At 37.9% G+C, this 17,985-nt stretch carries 22 protein-coding genes; 20 read left to right on the forward strand and 2 right to left on the reverse strand.

All coding sequences use genetic code 11. The features are described 5' to 3' along the window. Window positions 1-95: 95 nt before the first annotated feature. Entirely contained in the window at window positions 96-686 is a 591-nt protein-coding gene (locus tag M3182_RS10490) for a CYTH domain-containing protein (RefSeq protein ID WP_251558020.1), read from the reverse strand. Window positions 687-836: 150 nt separating this feature from the next. On the opposite strand from M3182_RS10490, the gene M3182_RS10495 reads away from it, so the two are divergent. From M3182_RS10495 to M3182_RS10540, 10 genes are all read left to right on the forward strand, one after another. Continuing rightward, on the forward strand, window positions 837-1,205 hold the full coding sequence (locus tag M3182_RS10495; protein WP_251425270.1) for a UPF0738 family protein: 369 nt from the start codon (window positions 837-839) through the stop codon (window positions 1,203-1,205). A 72-nt stretch (window positions 1,206-1,277) separates the two neighbouring features. After that, window positions 1,278-1,916: a GTP diphosphokinase gene (gene yjbM, locus M3182_RS10500; protein ID WP_285867708.1), complete on the forward strand. Its 639-nt coding sequence runs from the start codon at window positions 1,278-1,280 to the stop codon at window positions 1,914-1,916. Window positions 1,917-1,955: 39 nt separating this feature from the next. After that, the gene (locus M3182_RS10505; protein WP_251425277.1) at window positions 1,956-2,750 is read left to right on the forward strand and encodes an NAD kinase; all 795 of its coding nucleotides are present in this window, start codon (window positions 1,956-1,958) and stop codon (window positions 2,748-2,750) included. A 26-nt stretch (window positions 2,751-2,776) separates the two neighbouring features. Then, entirely contained in the window at window positions 2,777-3,685 is a 909-nt protein-coding gene (locus tag M3182_RS10510; protein ID WP_251558022.1) for an RluA family pseudouridine synthase, read from the forward strand. Between the two features lie 105 nt (window positions 3,686-3,790). Beyond that, window positions 3,791-5,134 (forward strand): magnesium transporter, encoded by a 1,344-nt coding sequence (mgtE, locus tag M3182_RS10515; protein WP_432806567.1) that lies wholly within the window; start codon window positions 3,791-3,793, stop codon window positions 5,132-5,134. Window positions 5,135-5,145: 11 nt separating this feature from the next. After that, on the forward strand, window positions 5,146-7,017 hold the full coding sequence (locus M3182_RS10520; protein WP_251558024.1) for a monovalent cation:proton antiporter family protein: 1,872 nt from the start codon (window positions 5,146-5,148) through the stop codon (window positions 7,015-7,017). Between the two features lie 166 nt (window positions 7,018-7,183). Beyond that, window positions 7,184-7,951 (forward strand): enoyl-ACP reductase FabI, encoded by a 768-nt coding sequence (fabI, locus tag M3182_RS10525; protein ID WP_251425289.1) that lies wholly within the window; start codon window positions 7,184-7,186, stop codon window positions 7,949-7,951. Between the two features lie 151 nt (window positions 7,952-8,102). Continuing rightward, window positions 8,103-8,456 (forward strand): hypothetical protein, encoded by a 354-nt coding sequence (locus tag M3182_RS10530; protein ID WP_251425291.1) that lies wholly within the window; start codon window positions 8,103-8,105, stop codon window positions 8,454-8,456. Window positions 8,457-8,515: 59 nt separating this feature from the next. Next, complete coding sequence (locus tag M3182_RS10535) at window positions 8,516-8,821, forward strand: hypothetical protein (RefSeq protein ID WP_251425294.1); 306 nt, start codon at window positions 8,516-8,518, stop codon at window positions 8,819-8,821. 183 nt (window positions 8,822-9,004) lie between these two features. After that, window positions 9,005-9,496 carry a CotY/CotZ family spore coat protein gene (locus M3182_RS10540; protein WP_251425297.1) on the forward strand — a complete coding sequence of 164 codons (492 nt, stop codon included), beginning with the start codon at window positions 9,005-9,007 and terminating at the stop codon, window positions 9,494-9,496. Between the two features lie 249 nt (window positions 9,497-9,745). On the opposite strand, the gene M3182_RS10545 is transcribed toward M3182_RS10540, so the two are convergent. Further along, entirely contained in the window at window positions 9,746-10,249 is a 504-nt protein-coding gene (locus M3182_RS10545; RefSeq protein ID WP_251425300.1) for a CotO family spore coat protein, read from the reverse strand. Between the two features lie 63 nt (window positions 10,250-10,312). Between M3182_RS10545 and M3182_RS10550 the strand changes: the two genes are divergently transcribed. From M3182_RS10550 to M3182_RS10595, 10 genes are all read left to right on the forward strand, one after another. Further along, window positions 10,313-10,660 carry a DUF1360 domain-containing protein gene (locus tag M3182_RS10550; RefSeq protein WP_251425303.1) on the forward strand — a complete coding sequence of 116 codons (348 nt, stop codon included), beginning with the start codon at window positions 10,313-10,315 and terminating at the stop codon, window positions 10,658-10,660. 447 nt (window positions 10,661-11,107) lie between these two features. Continuing rightward, window positions 11,108-11,593, forward strand: coding sequence for a YhcN/YlaJ family sporulation lipoprotein (locus tag M3182_RS10555; protein WP_251558026.1), 486 nt, complete (start codon window positions 11,108-11,110; stop codon window positions 11,591-11,593). A gap of 15 nt (window positions 11,594-11,608) precedes the next feature. Beyond that, on the forward strand, window positions 11,609-12,079 hold the full coding sequence (gene spoVAC / locus M3182_RS10560) for a stage V sporulation protein AC (protein ID WP_251425309.1): 471 nt from the start codon (window positions 11,609-11,611) through the stop codon (window positions 12,077-12,079). 31 nt (window positions 12,080-12,110) lie between these two features. Then, window positions 12,111-13,127 carry a stage V sporulation protein AD gene (spoVAD, locus tag M3182_RS10565; protein ID WP_251425312.1) on the forward strand — a complete coding sequence of 339 codons (1,017 nt, stop codon included), beginning with the start codon at window positions 12,111-12,113 and terminating at the stop codon, window positions 13,125-13,127. Window positions 13,128-13,162: 35 nt separating this feature from the next. Further along, the gene (gene spoVAE / locus M3182_RS10570; RefSeq protein WP_251425315.1) at window positions 13,163-13,519 is read left to right on the forward strand and encodes a stage V sporulation protein AE; all 357 of its coding nucleotides are present in this window, start codon (window positions 13,163-13,165) and stop codon (window positions 13,517-13,519) included. Window positions 13,520-13,616: 97 nt separating this feature from the next. Further along, window positions 13,617-13,739, forward strand: a complete 123-nt coding sequence (locus tag M3182_RS10575; protein WP_251425318.1) for a YjcZ family sporulation protein — start codon at window positions 13,617-13,619, stop codon at window positions 13,737-13,739. Window positions 13,740-14,010: 271 nt separating this feature from the next. Continuing rightward, on the forward strand, window positions 14,011-15,621 hold the full coding sequence (locus M3182_RS10580; protein WP_251425321.1) for a long-chain-fatty-acid--CoA ligase: 1,611 nt from the start codon (window positions 14,011-14,013) through the stop codon (window positions 15,619-15,621). Window positions 15,622-15,807: 186 nt separating this feature from the next. Beyond that, window positions 15,808-16,377 (forward strand): TetR/AcrR family transcriptional regulator, encoded by a 570-nt coding sequence (locus tag M3182_RS10585; protein WP_251425324.1) that lies wholly within the window; start codon window positions 15,808-15,810, stop codon window positions 16,375-16,377. 90 nt (window positions 16,378-16,467) lie between these two features. After that, on the forward strand, window positions 16,468-16,869 hold the full coding sequence (locus M3182_RS10590) for an acyl-CoA thioesterase (RefSeq protein WP_251425327.1): 402 nt from the start codon (window positions 16,468-16,470) through the stop codon (window positions 16,867-16,869). A 37-nt stretch (window positions 16,870-16,906) separates the two neighbouring features. Then, the gene (locus tag M3182_RS10595; protein WP_251425330.1) at window positions 16,907-17,977 is read left to right on the forward strand and encodes a phosphotransferase family protein; all 1,071 of its coding nucleotides are present in this window, start codon (window positions 16,907-16,909) and stop codon (window positions 17,975-17,977) included. Window positions 17,978-17,985 lie beyond the last annotated feature (8 nt).

Here is a 17,985-nt window from a genome sequence, read left to right on the forward strand (position 1 = left end):
CTTTCGACATCTCTTGAGCTTTTCTATCTATGATTTATATTTTAACAATGCAAAAAATATATCTCAAACAAACAGCTTTGGGATTAGAAGTTATTTCAAATATTTTCCTGCTCTTTTTGTTTTTGTTTATAAAACCTCATCATTTTATTATCGGTTTTTCGCATGGGGATTTGCAATTGGTGAAGGATGTTCTGAAAGTTCCTCAACCCTATTTGTTCATCCTCTACCTCAAATTCTAGTTCGAAATCCTCTGTGTTGAGATATTGGCTATGGTCTAATACAATCAGTCCATCTTTATACTTCTTTTCTGCTCTTTTTGTTGTCAAAGATCCAAAGTACGAAACAGATTCATTTGGATGCAAAACTTCTGTCAAAATGGGCAAAACTGGGCCTTTAGGTAGGTTTCCGGTTTGCATCATGTTCTGTTTTTCCCTTTCGGTCAGAATTTGATTCGTTTCGAGTAAACCAGTAGGTGCCGGTTGTTTTAAAGTTAACTCCATATGCTCCGACTTTTCTCTTATTCTAAGAGCGCAGCCCTGTTTTTTTAAAGAGAAACTAGGTGTATCAAAATAGTGATTGATTTGGGTTTTAAAATCTTCTGTACTAAATTGTAAAAAAGTAGTTAGTTCTATAAACTCGTCTTTCGTTAACAAATTTTTGAATTCGATTTCAATATGTTGTGACATTTAAATAATCCTTTCTCAAGAAGATGGGGAAAATCTAAGGCTTTATAGGGACATATCAGTAAGGACTAGCTCCTAAATATATAGACTCTCCATATAGGTAAAGTTTATCTCTATATGATAAAATGGAAAAGGAAAATTGGAGGTTGAAAAATGATGAAACAAAGAATACATATCAAAAAAGCAGAGATAAAGGACCAGAAACTATTGTTGTACACAGATGAGACTATACCGGTTGAACAACTCCTTCCTGGAGGTCAAATGTTAGTAGATTCTGACCAATTATCTTTTATTTACATAGCAGAGTTAAATGGAGAATATAATTATGTCACAATCCATGATGAATTTTGGCAGATAATAAAAGACAGTCTGGACCAAAATATGGAGGTTTACTTAACTAATCATGGGGAACAGCTCCAGTTAACAAGCTTCAAAGACGAAATGGCATATTTAATAGAGAATATTAAAGGGAATAGTAATTACGGAGAAGAGATGGTTGAGAAAGTAGAAAGAATTTTTTAAATAAATCTTCATCCGTAATAATGGAAGATGAATAAAACTTCCAACAAGACCAGACAGGATGAGGTGACTTGCTTGAAGCATTGGGAACATTTCCTAGAACCATATAAACAAGCAGTTGAAGAGCTTAAAGTGAAATTGAAGGGGATGCGAAACCAGTATGAACAAAATACGGATCATTCCCCGATTGAATTTGTAACGGGAAGAGTAAAGCCAATTGCAAGTATACTTGATAAGGCCAATCAAAAAGGAATCTCCTTAGAAAAACTCGAGGAAGAAATGCAGGATATAGCTGGGCTGCGCATCATGTGTCAGTTTGTAGATGATATTAAACCAGTTGTAGAACTCCTTCGAAACAGGAATGATTTTGAATTTGTTGAGGAAAGGGATTATATCTCTTATCAAAAAGCAAGTGGCTATCGTTCATACCATGTTGTCATACGGTACCCGGTTCAAACAATTAATGGGGAAAAAAAGATCCTCGCTGAATTACAAATCAGAACATTAGCAATGAATTTTTGGGCAACCATCGAGCATTCGATGAATTATAAATATAAGGGCCAAATCCCTGAGGACATCCGTTTGAGATTAAAAAGAGCAGCGGAGGCAGCTTTTAGTCTTGATGAGGAAATGTCGAAGATTCGTGATGAGATTCAAGAAGCTCAAGTGTTTTTTTTGAGAAAAAAAGAACAACAGCAAGATAAAGAGAGTTGAGGTAAGCTATATCGATAATGGTGATGAGGTGGTGGAACGATGAGGTTTGCAATAACATCAAAGGGTGATGCTAGATCGAATACACTCATGCACAAGATGCGGACTTATTTACAAGACTTTGATCTTCAATATGATGAGGATCAACCTGATATTTGCATATCGGTTGGAGGAGATGGAACACTTCTTTATGCTTTTCATCGTTATAGTAGCCGGCTAGATAAAATGGCTTTTGTAGGGGTACATACTGGCCATCTTGGATTCTACGCTGATTGGGTTCCAGAAGAAATTGAAAAATTAGTCATTGCGATTGCAAAAACTCCTTATCAAGTGGTGGAATACCCACTACTTGAAGTGATTATTCGGTATCAACATGGAGGTCGAGAAACTCGCTATTTGGCTTTAAATGAATCGACTGTTAAATCAGTGGATAGTACTCTTGTAATGGACGTTGAAATTAGAGGGCAGCATTTTGAACGTTTTCGAGGAGATGGGCTTTGTGTAGCCACTCCATCAGGAAGTACAGCATATAACAAAGCATTGGGAGGCGCGATTCTTCATCCGTCCTTATCGGCAATTCAATTAACGGAAATGGCATCCATTAATAATCGGGTGTTTCGGACCGTAGGGTCGCCACTTGTTTTACCTGCCCATCATACCTGTATTTTAAAACCGGTAAACCGCCCGGACTTTCAGGTGACAATTGATCATCTAACTTTACTACATAAGGATGTAAAATCGATTCAGTTCCGCGTAGCAGATGAAAAAATGCGTTTTGCGAGGTTCAGACCTTTTCCGTTCTGGAAAAGGGTGCATGATTCCTTTATTTCGGATTAAAATCAGTAGAATAAACAGGTGGAAATATGAATAATTGCTTTAAATTAACCTGGACGGTTTCTGGAAGGGAAGAATTACAATTACTGCGTGAGTTTTTAATGACACGCAACATTTCTAAGGCCGCTCTCACGGATATTAAGTTTAAAGGTGGAGGTCTCTATGTAAATGGAGACCCAGTTACTGTTCGCTATCTTCTCAAAGCGGGAGACGTAATTGATGTATATTTCCCCCCTGAAGAACCTTCGGCTGGTGTGAAAGGTGAATCGATCCCTCTTAATATTGTCTATGAAGATGAATTTCTTTTAGTGATCAATAAGCCTGCTGGAATGAACACGATCCCTTCAAGAGAGCATCCGGTGGGAAGCTTGGCGAATGGAATAATTGGGTATTATAACGAAAAAGGGCTAAAGGCTACTGCTCATATTGTGACACGACTAGACCGTGATACATCGGGTCTTGTACTAATAGCAAAACACCGTCATATTCATCATCTCATGAGCAAACTGCAAAAGACTGGTAAGTTGAAGAGAATTTATGAAGCCTTTGTCGAGGGGAGCTTTGCCACAGATAACGGGATTGTTGAGGCTCCAATTGCCCGAAAATCCAGTAGTATTATCGAGCGAGAAGTAAGTGAAAACGGACAATATGCTTTTACCAGTTATTGGGTTATCAAACAATTTGACGGGTTCAGCCATCTCCAGTTACAATTGGAAACTGGTCGAACCCACCAAATACGCGTCCATATGTCCTTTATCCAACACCCGTTGTTAGGAGACTCTCTTTATGGGGGAAACAAGGACTTGATATCTAGACAGGCGCTGCATTGTCGTGAAATAAACTTTTTACATCCGATTCACCAAGAAGAAATGAAGTTTATTGCACCACTTCCAAAGGATATGGAGAACATCTTAATAAAAAGCAAGCCTTCCATTTAGGCTTGCTTTTTAAAAAAGGTGTTTTAACGATAATAGAGGTTTGGCAAGAGAAAAGGGGGGGCGTGTATGTCTGAATTAAGTCAAGAGACACAGCAAAAACAGCATATGGATAAAGAACTTTTGATTGAAGCACTCCAAACAGATAATATTGACGAGTTTCGATCAGAATTTCTTGAACTGCATCCTTATGATCAAGCTACTTTTTTTAAAGAGTTAATCAAACAGCATCGGCAATTAGTCTATCATTTTCTTTCTCCACAAGAAATGGCCACTATTTTTGAAAACCTTGAGGTTGAGGATAATGAATATAGTGAAATGCTGGCTGAAATGACACCAGATTATGCTGCAGATATGCTGTCAAATATGTATGCGGATGATGCGGTAGATGTCCTAAACGAACTTGATAAAGATCAAGTGGTTAGTTATTTAACAATAATGGATCGTGATTCAGCTCGGGAGATAAAAGAATTACTCCATTATGAGGAATATACCGCAGGTAGTATTATGACGACCGATTTTATTGCGATAGCTTCGAATCAAACGGTGCGATCCGCAATGCATATTTTAAAAAGTAAAGCGCCCAGTGCAGAGACTATCTACTATGTCTATGTAATTGACGACGATAGACGGTTGGTTGGGGTGTTGACCCTCAGAGATTTAATTGTGAACGACGACGATATCATGATCTCAGAAATTATGTACGACCGTGTTGTCTCTGTTTCTGTAGGGGAGGACCAAGAAGAGGTTGCAAGAATGATGCGGGATTACGACTTTCTTGCGCTGCCTGTAGTCGATTTTCAAAATCATCTCCTTGGAATTATAACAGTTGACGATATTATTGACGTTATGGAAGAGGAAGCTTCCGATGACTACTCTAAACTTGCCGGGATAGCCGATTTAGATACAATTGACCGGAATCCGATTTCTGCTGCGAAAAAACGATTACCTTGGTTAGTGATTTTATTATTCCTTGGTATGCTAACAGCAAGCCTGATTGGAAGGTTTGAAAAAACTTTGGATCAAGTAGCCATTCTTGCTGTATTTATTCCACTGATTGCTGGAATGGCAGGGAATTCTGGTACACAAGCACTAGCGGTTGCTGTACGGGGCCTTGCAACTGGTGATCTTGAAAATGAGAGTAAATTGAAAATTATTGCTAGAGAAGCGGGCACTGGAGTCATTACCGGTTTGACATGTGGGATATTGGTGATTTTTGTTATCTATTTTTGGAAAGGGGATTTATTCCTCGGCATCCTTGTGGGAATTTCCATCTTCTTCACCCTAATCGTCGCAACGTTAGCTGGTTCATTTGTTCCATTGATTATGCACCGTTTGAAAATTGACCCAGCAGTGGCATCAGGCCCTTTTATTACAACGATTAATGATATCATTTCTATTTTAATTTACTTCGGGATTGCTACTGCATTCATGAGTTATCTTACTAGCTAAGGGGGGAAAGGATGGAACAACATGCTTCCGTTACATCACTATTAGTTGTTATTATCATTGCTTTTTTAACACCAATCTTACTGCATCGATTCAAACTGAATTTTATCCCAGTAGTCGTAGCAGAAATCGTTATGGGATTATTTATCGGGAAAAGCGGACTGGATATAGTCCATGAAGATATGTGGCTTGAAACTTTGTCTACTTTAGGATTTTTATTCTTGATGTTCTTAAGCGGATTAGAAATCGACTTTAGTGCGTTTAAAATAAAAAAAACAAAAGGGAAAAAACAAGCGAAAGAAAGTGCTGAACCAAACGCTTTTATTATATCAACAGTTATTTTTATTGGTATTTTTGTAGCATCATTAGCGCTATCCTACCTATTTGTTTTAACTGGATTCATTGATAATGTTTTCTTAATGACTTTAATCATATCGACAATATCGCTAGGAGTTGTCGTGCCTACACTAAAAGAAGCTCGCCTCATGAAAACAAATATTGGGCAGATTATCTTATTAGTTGCCGTTATTGCGGATCTAGTGACGATGATTTTATTGGCTGTGTTTGTTTCAATTTATGATACTGAAGGTGGAAACACTTGGTTGCTGCTTCTCTTATTTCTTGCAGGAGTCATCTTATATTTTGTCGGAAATCGATTTAAGAGCCGTAAATTTGTTTCAGCACTATCAACAGGGACTACCCAGATTGGTACAAGAGCCGTATTCACTTTATTAATTGTACTTGTGGCCATATCAGAGACGGTTGGAGCAGAGAATATCCTTGGAGCTTTTCTAGCCGGTGTCTTGGTATCATTGCTTTCTCCAGATCAGGAGTTAATTCATAAACTGGATTCATTTGGTTATGGGTTCTTAATTCCAATCTTCTTTGTTATGATTGGAGTCGACCTTGATATCTGGTCGTTATTAAGCGATCCTAAATTGCTGCTACTGATTCCATTATTATTGATTGCTTTATTGATTTCCAAATTACTCCCAGTTTACGTTTTAGGGAAATGGTATGACAAAAAAACTGTGGTTGCCTCTGGTTTCCTCCTTACTTCAACACTTTCACTCGTTATTGCAGCTGCAACGATTGGCGAAAGGATGGAGGTTATCACATCGGAAATGAGTGGGACGTTGATCCTTGTGGCCGTCATATCCTGTGTTTTGGCACCGATTGTATTTAAGAAATTATTTCCTCGTACAACAGCAGAGGAGAAAAAACTTCAGGTTGCCTTTATTGGGGCGAATTCGATGACATTATCTGTTACGAGAGAATTAAATTCTGGACTTTATGAACCCATTCTTTATCATACTAAGCAGGATAAAGCAGAGAACAAAATCTCTAATTCCGTTTTTGAAATCATTGAGGTTCAAGACTATGCTCCACAGACGTTAGAACAGCAAAACATTTATAACGCTGATATCATAGTTATTTCAACTGGAAATGAAAATACGAACGCATTGATTGCTCGGGCTGCAAAAGATAAAGGGGTTGGACGTGTTATTGCAAGAATTGAGAACCCAGAGTTAGAATTGAGTCTCAAGCAAGAAAATGTTGAAGTTTTTTCTGTTTTAATGTCTACAACAACTTTGTTGCGCTCTTTAATTGAATCACCTGGTATAATCAATATTTTAACGAATAAGGATTCTTCCCTTCATGAAATTCGAATGATGAATGACCAGTTTGATGGGATGACGTTACGTCGTTTTCCATTTACAGGGGATGTCATATTTGTTAGAATCCTTCGGGGAAATGACTCGATTGTCCCGCATGGAGATACCGAACTTCGATTACATGATCGTTTAATTGTGACGGGCTCCAATGAGTATGTTGAAGAGTTGAAACTTGAATTAGAGTTTGGTGCTTGGAATTATAGAAAATAAAATTACCCCCTCTCCATGAGTGACCATGGGGAGGTTTTTTTGTATTGAATTTGTTGTTAATAAAAACTTGATGAAACGGTCGAGAACGAAGACACTTTTCAAAGTGAAATTTATGTTGTAATATTAGTACTAGGTGCTAATAACTTGTATTAACAGGAGGAATATCATGACGTTTTCTTTAGAAGGAAGAACCTATGTTGTAATGGGTGTTGCCAATAAGCGGAGTATTGCATGGGGAATTGCTCGATCTCTTCATCAGGCTGGAGCCAATCTTATCTTTACATTTGCAGGTGAACGACTAGAAAAGAGTGTAAAAGAATTGGCTGCATCCTTAGATGAAAAGTATCTAGTTCTTCCATGTGATGTAACAAAAGATGAAGATATAGCTCAGTGCTTCTCTCAAATTAAAGAAGCAGTTGGTACCATTCAAGGGGTTGCACATTGCATTGCCTTCGCGAACAAAGAGGAATTGAGTGGAGATTATTTAAATGTAACACGAGAGGGCTTTTTACTTGCTCATAATATTAGTTCATATTCTCTAACTGCAGTGGCTAAAGAAGCAAAAAAACTAATGACTGATGGTGGAAGTATCGTTACACTCACTTATCTTGGTGGGGAACGTGCAATTGAAAATTACAATGTTATGGGGGTTGCAAAGGCTTCACTGGATGCAAGTGTTCGTTACTTAGCAAGTGATTTAGGTAAAGAGAATATTCGCGTTAATTCCATCTCAGCTGGTCCAATTCGGACTTTATCTGCAAAGGGAGTAAGTGATTTTAATTCGATTTTGAAAGAAATTGAAGAAAAGGCTCCTTTACGTCGAAATACAACACCGGAAGAAGTAGGCGATACAGCGGTGTTCTTATTCAGCGACCTCTCCAGAGGGATTACCGGAGAGAATATTCATGTGGATTCTGGTTTCCATATTATATAGGTTCAATACAAAACCGTTAGGCTTATGCCTAGCGGTTTTTTTAGTTTTGAGGCTAATTCCAAAAAAATGTGCGAATGAACCAAGATATTCGCGGAAACGGCTTGGTCACTCTCCCTATATAATGTATTAAGTGCAAAGGAGGTGAAGATGAATGAGTGAAGACAGTCAAACAAATGTTTCTGTCCCAACTGTATTTGTCAATGGGAAGGAAATTCCCCTTAATGGAGAATTCAAGTTGACCGAAGAAGATATGCAGAAAGTCATTGATGCCGTCAACGATAGCATAGCTGAAAGTTTGATGGGCACTTTACAGGATCTTCAGAAGGGATTACCACTAATCGCACAATTTCTTCAAAACCGTAAGTTTTTCCCTAAAATTGAGGGGAACTTGACCGGGGATGTGAAATTGAAATTCAATGACCGTACCCTTTTCAAACTAGAACTTCCGAAGCCAAACGAATCCAAAAATGAGGAAAATGATGGACCCGAAGAAACTTCCCATTAACAGGGCTCGTTCATTTACCGATTTGCACGAATAAAAATTCGTAAAGGAGTGTGTTATATATGTTAGAAAGCAAATGGGGTAACTCCAGAGGAGGCCGCAATGTATACAGTGATGACGATAAGAAAATGAAGAAAGTAAAGAACTCAGGACAAAATCAACCACAAAAGGCTGAAGTAAAAGCAGATAACAGTGGAGATGTTAAACAAATCGTCAATGCTAAACGTGGAGCGTTTGTCCTTCCGATCCAGATTGCACCGAAGATTGCGATTGCTCTACCTGCCGTCAATGCTGGTCTACAACTTCCAATTCTAAGTAGCTCAGGAGACGTTGAAACAGAAGTTGAATCAGACTCTGACAAATACTAAAGCAGGATTCAACCAGGCTGTTAGAAAGCGAATTAGCAGCCTGGTTTTCTTTTCCCTTTTACTCATCTCTCTATTATGAACGCCTAATTTTAGGGAAAACGGGCTTTTGTCCGACACCCAAATGCCCTTTCTTAAATATCTTAATAGTGTAAATAACCAATAAAGAAAAGGAGGCCAAAAATTATGGGTTGTGGAAAAAGAACCGGACACCACACAAGTGGTTGTGTATGTGATGTTGTCCGTGCGATTTTAGATATCCAGGAAAATGTTCATGATGATTGTGGTTGCGGATCAAATTGCTTTATGGAGCCACTTGGTTCTATTCGCCCGCATATGAAAGACAGAGTTAATACACGTGTATTTGTCCTAAAAAATGCTGACGGATCACCATTTCATGCTTTCTTTAAAGGGTGCGGCGATGCTTGTGTATCCATTTACTTCCGGGTTGAAGAGGTGTTTGACAACTGTTGCGCAACGCTAAGGGTGTTAAAACCTTTAGGACATGAACGTCATCCAGTAGATTTGACTGGGGATAAGAAAGACAAATGCTGCATCGATCTTAACAAGGTGTGTAAGGTTGAGGACTTCGAGGCAACGAACGACTGTGTAACAGTTGACCTCTCTTGCTTCTGTGCTATCCAGTGTATCGAAGATGTAAATATTGACCTTTGCTAAGAATTGCAGTCACATTAATCCTCCTATAAGAGACAGGACTTCTGCCTTTTATAGGGGGATTTTTTATCCTAGCATCTATATGAAGTTATAAGGCTCGTTGTTCAAATCGTCCAGGAAGAAGTGGTTTTTATTTGCTCTAAGCATGAATATGTACCTTTTTGAAATGGAATGCGTAATTTTTTAAAAGGAAATGTTTTGATCAATCACACAAAAAACCTAGCCCATCATATGGCTAGGTTCCTTGCAGATTTAATGAAAGCCGAGCATTTTTATATCTTTAATTTCGGATTGACGAAGCGTTGCATTTTTACCATTGGATAGCTTAATCTCAATTAGCCCATTATCATTTTGGATAAAAACTCCGGTGTAAGTTGAATCTTCGAGGACGTATAAACAATTTACAGCGTTCAGTTGTTTCGGAAAATGCTCTAAGTAAGCTAGTTTTTCAGCAACTGTCATTTCTCTAAAGTGCTTCACTCTTTGTAAAGTAAAGTGATTTTTTCGTTTTGTATCAAAGGGGTTTGATGAAGATTCCACTTCTGTTTCTTGATTGGAAGCAATTTCTATTTCTACTGGTTCAATATCAGTATCCTTACTAGCAGGTGATAAATGTTCTTCTTTAACTGTTGTTTGTTCTTCACTAAATCGTTCTTCCTTGGTAGAGTATCGTTCTTGCATAATCACCTTTGGAAATTGGAACATAGGCTGACTGATATAAAGAGTCGGTTTATGCTTTGTTTTCCTATTTGACAAAAATATCCCTCCCAACATTGGCTTCAGTTTAATTTATGCACCAGTTGGAAAGGAGTGAAAAAGATGTTTCTCGGAATTGACTTTGGAACTATTTTTCTTTTTAGTTTGGCCTGTTTTCGGATCACTAGGCTAATTGTTTTTGATAAAATTACAAACTTTATTCGTGCCCCTTTCTTTGATGAAATAGAAGAAGATGGAGAAGTTTTTCTTCTTGTCAAAACAAAGGGAGTTAAGAAGTGGATCGGGGAACTATTGAGTTGTTATTGGTGCACAGGGATTTGGGTTAGTTTGGTTCTAGTTCTAGGTTTGTTTTTCTTACCGTCCTTCACTTATCCACTTGTTTTGGTGTTTGCAATCGCTGCAATTGGAAGTTTGATTGAGACATTTGTAAGCAAAACGTTAGGCGACTAAACAAACTGTACTTACCATCTTGGCATATAAATATAAGTAGGAAGGAGTTTGATGGTTATGAAAAATTCTAATGAATCTCATCAAGCATCTAAAAGAAGAATAAAAAAGAAAAACTGCGGGTGCGGTGCGACAAAAAAACCGAAGCCTGTTCAGCAAAGGAGGAAGCTGTCTCAATGAGGCAGCTTTTTATTATGCTCATGGACTCAGTCAACATTTCAACTATAGATAACTCAACCCCTTTCTGTTGTGAAAAATTACTAAAAGCGCTGTTTTTTAATGACTTGAATAGCCTCGGAGCAAAGATGGTTTTATGATTTGAACACCTCCTAAATTCAATGTGTAAAAATTTGGATATGGATGTACCCATAAAGAGAATCATATTTAAGGAATAAAAGGTGAAAAATAATCAGTAGAAAAATTACGACAATACATAGTGAGGGAAATGATATGAAAGAATTTAAACGTTTACTTGTTGTTTTATTCCTTTTGGTTTTCACGGCTGTTATGGCGAGTTGTAACCTTGGAAAAACCACTGAAGAAAGTCGGAAGTCAATGATTCAATCCGTGCATCCTCATCCTACTGCAATCGAGGATAAGAATAAAAATAATCATGAAAAGGCAGAGAAAATCAAGAAAGAAGTCGAATCTCTACCGGAAATTTATGATGTCGCGGTTTTAAAAGGTGAAGGTGACGTGTTGGTTGCTTACAAGGTAAAACATATGCAAAGGTTTCGGATGAAAAAAATCGAAAAAGCACTAAAGAAAAGATTAGAAAGTAAATTTTCAGATGAGACGTTTGTAGTATCAAGTGATTATAAAATTTTTATCGAAGCAATTGAACTAAAGCAAAAGATTAAAGAAAAGAAGATTTCAAAAGACGAGGCGGAAAAAAGATTACAGAAGATCATTAAGTTTCAAAAAGAACTCACATAGAAAGGAGCAGAACAAATGGCCAAAAAAAACAAAAGTCCAGAGCAAAAGCGTTATCAACAGATTGAGCAAAAACATGAGCTAAAAAGACCTGTTGTTAAAAATTGTATCAAGGCTTTTTTTGTCGGCGGCACGATTTGCTTAATTGGACAAGCGGTGATGTATTTTTATATGTATTTTTTCCATTTTACAGAACAAACATCTGGGAATCCGACTGTTGCCACCATGATTTTCTTTGCAATGCTTCTTACTGGATTTGGAGTTTATGATAAAATTGGGCAGTTTGCTGGAGCTGGGAGTGCAGTTCCGATTACGGGATTTGGAAATTCTGTTATATCAGCGGCGATTGAACATCGTACCGAAGGATTTGTTCTAGGTGTAGGTGGCAATATGTTTAAATTAGCAGGGTCGGTCATATTGTTTGGGGTTTTTTCAGCTTTTGTAGTAGCCCTAATTAAAACCTTGTTGCAAATTTGGGGGATTATCTAATGAAAAATAAAACAGAGATGGAGGCCATGCTATGTTAAAAGGAAAACAGTCTTGGGTTTTTCCAAACCGACCGGTTATTGAAGCTTCCGCTGCTGTTGGCGGGCCTTTTGAGGCAAGAGGAAAATTAGCATCAGACTTTGATATCCTTCATGATGATTTATGGATGGGGAAAGACTCCTATGAAAAAGCTCATACACTGATTTTAGAAGAGGCCATTGAAACAGCTATACAGAAAGCTGAGATGACCAAAGAGGATATATCATTTATGTTGGCAGGGGATTTGGTGAATCAAATTACTCCCTCAAGTTTTGCCGCACGTAGCGTTGGTATTCCCTATTTTGGGTTATTTGGAGCCTGTTCCACTTCTATGGAAGGTCTAGCGCTAGCTTCATTTATCATTAATAATCAAGGCGCAAACCGAGTGGTGACAGGGGCTTCAAGCCATAATGCGGCAATTGAAAAACAATTTCGTTATCCAACTGAATACGGCAGTCAAAAGCCACCCACTGCTCAATGGACAGTGACTGGAGCTGGAGCCGCTGTAGTTACCAATGATCAAGAGAAGCAGGGGAAATTAGTAACAACGTCTGCCACAATCGGCAAGGTTGTTGATATGGGTTTATCAGACCCATTCAATATGGGGGGAGCAATGGCACCGTCAGCGGCGGATACAATTATCGCTCATTTTAAAGATTTGCAGCTAGACCCCTCCTATTATGACTTGATTGTTACGGGGGACTTGGCAAAGATTGGACATCCGATTACATTAGAACTTCTAAAGAAAGAAGGGCTCAACATTGATAGTCAGAAGTTTAAGGATTGTGGCTTAATGATTTATCAAGAAGATCAACAAGTCCAAGCTGGAGGAAGTGGTGCAGGTTGTTCAGCAGCAGTTTTGTACGGACATCTACTAAATGAAATGAGAAAAGGGAAGTACCAGCGGATATTATTAGTTGCAACCGGGGCCCTACTATCGCCATTGAGCTTTCAACAAAAGGAAAGTATTCCTTGTATTGCCCATGCTGTTTCAATTGAAGTACACCCATAAACAAAAATTCTACATAAAATGAGGAGGGAACCAGCGTGCTTCCAATGTTTTTTTGGGCCTTCGTTATCGGGGGATTGATTTGTGTCATTGGCCAAATTATGTTTGATGTCATAAAGTTAACACCAGGCCATACTATGAGTACCTTGGTGGTAATAGGGGCTATACTCGGGGGCTTGGGTTGGTATGACCCTTTAATTGACTTTGCTGGAGCCGGAGCAACGATTCCGATTACAAGCTTTGGAAATTCTCTTGTCAATGGTGCATTACAAGAAGCGGATCAACACGGACTAGTTGGTGTGCTTACCGGTATGTTCGAAATCACAAGTTCAGGTATCTCTGCAGCCGTTGTTTTTGGATTTATCGGTGCCTTATTATTTAAGCCAAGAGGATAAATTTTAGTGTAAATCGCCGTAAAGGTGGTAGCTCGCCCAAACAAATTGAATCGCCTTACATATATTATAGTGAACCTATAAAAGTGAGGTGATATGAATGGGCTGGGGTTGCGGCTACGGCTACGGCGGCTACGGCGGCGGTTTTTACGGAGGTTCAACTTTCGTACTAATCGTTGTATTGTTCATCTTGTTAATTATCGTTGGCGCTAGCTACTATTAATCTCGACGGTGCCAAACCGAACCGTTCCATTAATGGAACGGTTTTTTTGTGCTCACCAATTGGTTCGTCTTATACATAGCGTCCCCTTTATTGATAATATTTTTGGAATTTTTAGAATAATGGTTGAATATTTTTAGGAATGAAGTATACTTAATTTATATGCATACTAACTGGTTAGTCAAAAAATATAAATGTAAGCGTGTACATTGAACCGATTCAGATCTATGTGTAGATTCAGTCAAATTGGATCAAGGACTAGGGAGGAAAAAGTATGAGTCAAAGAAAAAAATGGTTTGAATTATACCCAGAATCCATTCAAAAGGAATTAGAAATCCCAAAAACGTCATTGCCAGAAATGCTAAATGCAACCGTTTCAAAATATCCAGACCATAATGCCTTGTCTTTCTTTGGAAGAAAGCTGACTTATCGTGAACTGAACCAAGCGATATTTGGTTTTGCTTCTGCTCTCCAGTCTGTCGGAGTTAAAAAAGGTGACAGAGTGGCTATTATGCTTCCGAACTGTCCTCAATATGTCATTGCTTACTATGGAATTCTCTCAGTTGGAGGGATTGTGACACAAATTAACCCAATGCTTGTGGAACGAGAATTGGAGTATATTGTAAATGATTCCGGAACGGAAACTATTATCGTTCTGGATGCTTTATATCCAAAGGTAAAAGCAGTACAGTCTAATTCTAATTTAAAAAATATTATTGCTGTTAGCTTACAACCAGCGAATCAGGAATTTGGGTCTGATTATACATTTGAAGGCTTTATCGCAAGTGCAACACAGCGATTTACTCCAGTTGACATTGATCCAGAGCATGACGTTGCCATTTTGCAATATACTGGGGGAACAACTGGAAGGTCAAAGGGAGCCATGCTAACTCATCGAAATATCTTTGCAAACGTACTACAATCCTATGAATTTTTTAAACATGAAATGAAAATTGGCCAAGAGAAATGCTTGACAGTTATTCCACTCTTTCATGTTTTTGGGATGACATCTTGTATGAATTTATCAATTTATACTGCTTCAGAGTCAGTCATGCTTCCAAGGTTTGATTTAGAAGAGGTACTTAATACGATTAAACAAGAGCGACCAACAATTTTCCCTGGGGTTCCAACAATGTATGTAGCGATAACCAATCATCCGAATGCGGAAAAGTATGGAATTGATAGCATTCGAACATGTAATAGTGGTAGCGCACCAATGCCCGTTGAGTTAATGAAGGAATTCGAAGGGAAAACAGGCTCAAAGATTCTCGAAGGATATGGACTTTCTGAAGCTTCACCAACTACCCATTGTAATCCTCCTTTTGCTGACCGTAAACCAGGAAGTGTGGGCATTGGAGTACCTTCAACTGAATACAAAATTGTTGATTTGGCTGATGGAGAAAAGGAAATGCAAGTTGGTGAGCTTGGCGAGGTCATTATTAAAGGCCCTCAAGTGATGAAGGGATACTGGAATATGCCTGAGGAAACAGCGAATACTTTACGGGATGGCTGGTTGCATACAGGTGATATTGGCAGAATGGATGAGGATGGATACTTATATATTGTGGATAGAAAGAAAGATATGATTATAGCCAGCGGATATAATATCTACCCACGAGACGTAGAAGAGGTTCTTTATGAACACTCTGCTGTCCAAGAGGCGGTTGTGATTGGTGTACCAGACCCATATCGTGGGGAAACTGTAAAAGCTGTAATTGTTTGTAAGGCTGGGAAGTCGGCGACGGAAGCTGAGATTATCCAATATTGTCGAGAGAATATGGCTGCGTATCGTGTACCTAGCATTGTCGAATTCCGTGAAGAGCTTCCGAAAACAGCTGTCGGGAAAATTTTACGCAGAGCATTAAGAGATGAAGTGAAAAAATAAAATTATATAAACATATAGTTTCTCTCTATAGATATATTGGTGAGTTTGTTATTAAAAAAACGAAAAGCCATAAAAATGTACCTTTTGTAAGAAAATAATGAAAACTAAGGCGGATTGTGGCGTATGGCGGATGCTGTTGTGGTATAATTTTCTCAGAAAAATAGTATGATTGTGAGGCTGTATACGGTGAAAGAAAAAATAACAGAACAGAGCATTCGCCTATTTGAAAAAAAGGGTTTTAGTGAAACATCTATACAAGATATTGTCGATTCTTTGGGTGTAACAAAAGGAACATTTTATTATTACTTTTCAAGTAAAGAAGAGCTCTTGATGGATATTCACTACAAGTATATTAAAACACTGGTTGAAGACGAGGAAAGGATTCTTAACAATCATCAAAATGATTGCAAAACTAAGCTTGCTGGAATTGTTCATATGCTGATTGGAGACATTGATAAAACGGGTCTTAGTGCAAAAATTTTCTTTCGCGAGATGAAAAATCTGAAACCAGAACACCTCGAAAAGATTGTTCCCTTACGAGATCAATTTCGGATTAATATTGAAGAATTGATAAAAGAAGGAATTCAAAAGGGTGAATTTAAAGAACATTTAAATGCAACCATCATTTCATTAGGAATTCTTGGTGTAACAAATTGGAGTTATCAGTGGTTCAAACCGGAGGGAGCTAAGACAGCAGAAGATGTATCCAACATGTTTGTCGACATGATTTTGAACGGTGTTGCTAACGAACAATAAGTCGGAAGAACTTTTTCTTCCGCTTATTTATAAATAAAACATACCAACTGGTTAGTATTATTATAGTTTTGAGAGGAGGCGGTTATTAAATTGAGGGAAATTACAATTACTGTTCGTTTTGGGGAAACTGATGCATTAGGCCATGTAAATAATGCTAGTTATTTTACTTATTTGGAAGAAGCAAGGATTCGTTTTTTTGAATCATTAGGTTACAACATCGATGGGGACAGCTGGAATTTTATTTTAGCATCGACAAAACTTGATTTCGTTAATCAAGGTTTTTTTAATCAAGTTCTAACAATAAAAACATATGTATCAAAAGTAGGGAATAAAAGTTTTGAATTAGGCCATGTAATTAGTCGTTCTGAGGATGGGGAGCTCATCGCACAAGGAAACGCTGTAATGGTTTTTTATGATTTTGGGCTTCAAAGGAGCATTCAGATTCCTGAACGATTTAGAGATGGTTTATCAAAGCACTTAGTCTGTCAATAATAGACGGAATTTTCTTTAAAATGGAAGGGGAGATTGTATGAGACAACAATTAAGGGGAGATACCATTCCAGTGCGTCAAGGAGAAGAACTGGACGTGACTGCACTTGAATGGTTCTTAAGAAAAAACATTGATGGCCTACCATATGAACGTTTAGAAGTACGGCAGTTTTCTGCCGGGCATTCCAATTTAACTTATCAGTTGAAAGTTGGAGATTGGGAAGCAGTATTACGTCGACCTCCACTAGGACCAGTTGCTCCAAAAGCACATGATATGGAAAGAGAGCACAAAATTATTTCAGAAATTCATCCTTTGTTTTCTCCTGCCCCAAATCCAATTTTATTCTCTGATGATCCTTCAATCGTTGGTAGTCCTTTTCAATTAATGGAGCGTAAACATGGCATTGTTTTAGATACAACATTTCCAAAATCAATTGAACCGACAGAAGAAACCTGTAAAAGAATTTCAGAAATAATGGTAGATCGATTAGCTGAGCTTCACTCTATTGATTATAAACAAACAAAGCTAGGTGAAATATCAAAGCCTGAAGGATTCATGGAAAGACAAGTATATGGATGGATTGGGCGATATGAAAGAGCAAAAACGGATGAAATTAAAGAAGCAACTTTGTTAACAGAATGGCTAGCCAAACATGTTCCAGAAAAACATCAAGCGGCGATCATTCATTATGACTATAAATTAAATAATACGATGTTTAATCATGAATTAACGGAAATGGTTGGATTATTTGATTGGGAAATGACAACGGTTGGAGATCCGCTTGCTGATTTAGGAGTTGCTCTAGGATACTGGCTGCAATCAGATGACCCTGAGCTTTTAAAAAATGGATTTAGCAAGCCTTCGGTAACCGTCAATCCAGGCTTTTTAACACGTGATGAATTTATAGAACGATATGCTAAAAAGAGTGGTCGTGACGTAACCAATATTAACTTCTACTTAACATTTGCTTATTTTAAACTAGCTGTCATTTTGCAACAAATTTATTACCGGTATAAAAAAGGTCAAACCAATGATCACCGCTTTGCCAATTTTAATGAAACTGTCCGTAATCTGATTAGTTATGGAACTTATGTCGCTTTTAATAAATAATCAAATTT

Origin of the sequence: Mesobacillus maritimus (assembly GCF_023715205.1) — a bacterium.
GTDB classification, from domain to species: domain Bacteria; phylum Bacillota; class Bacilli; order Bacillales; family Cytobacillaceae; genus Mesobacillus_B; species Mesobacillus_B maritimus_C.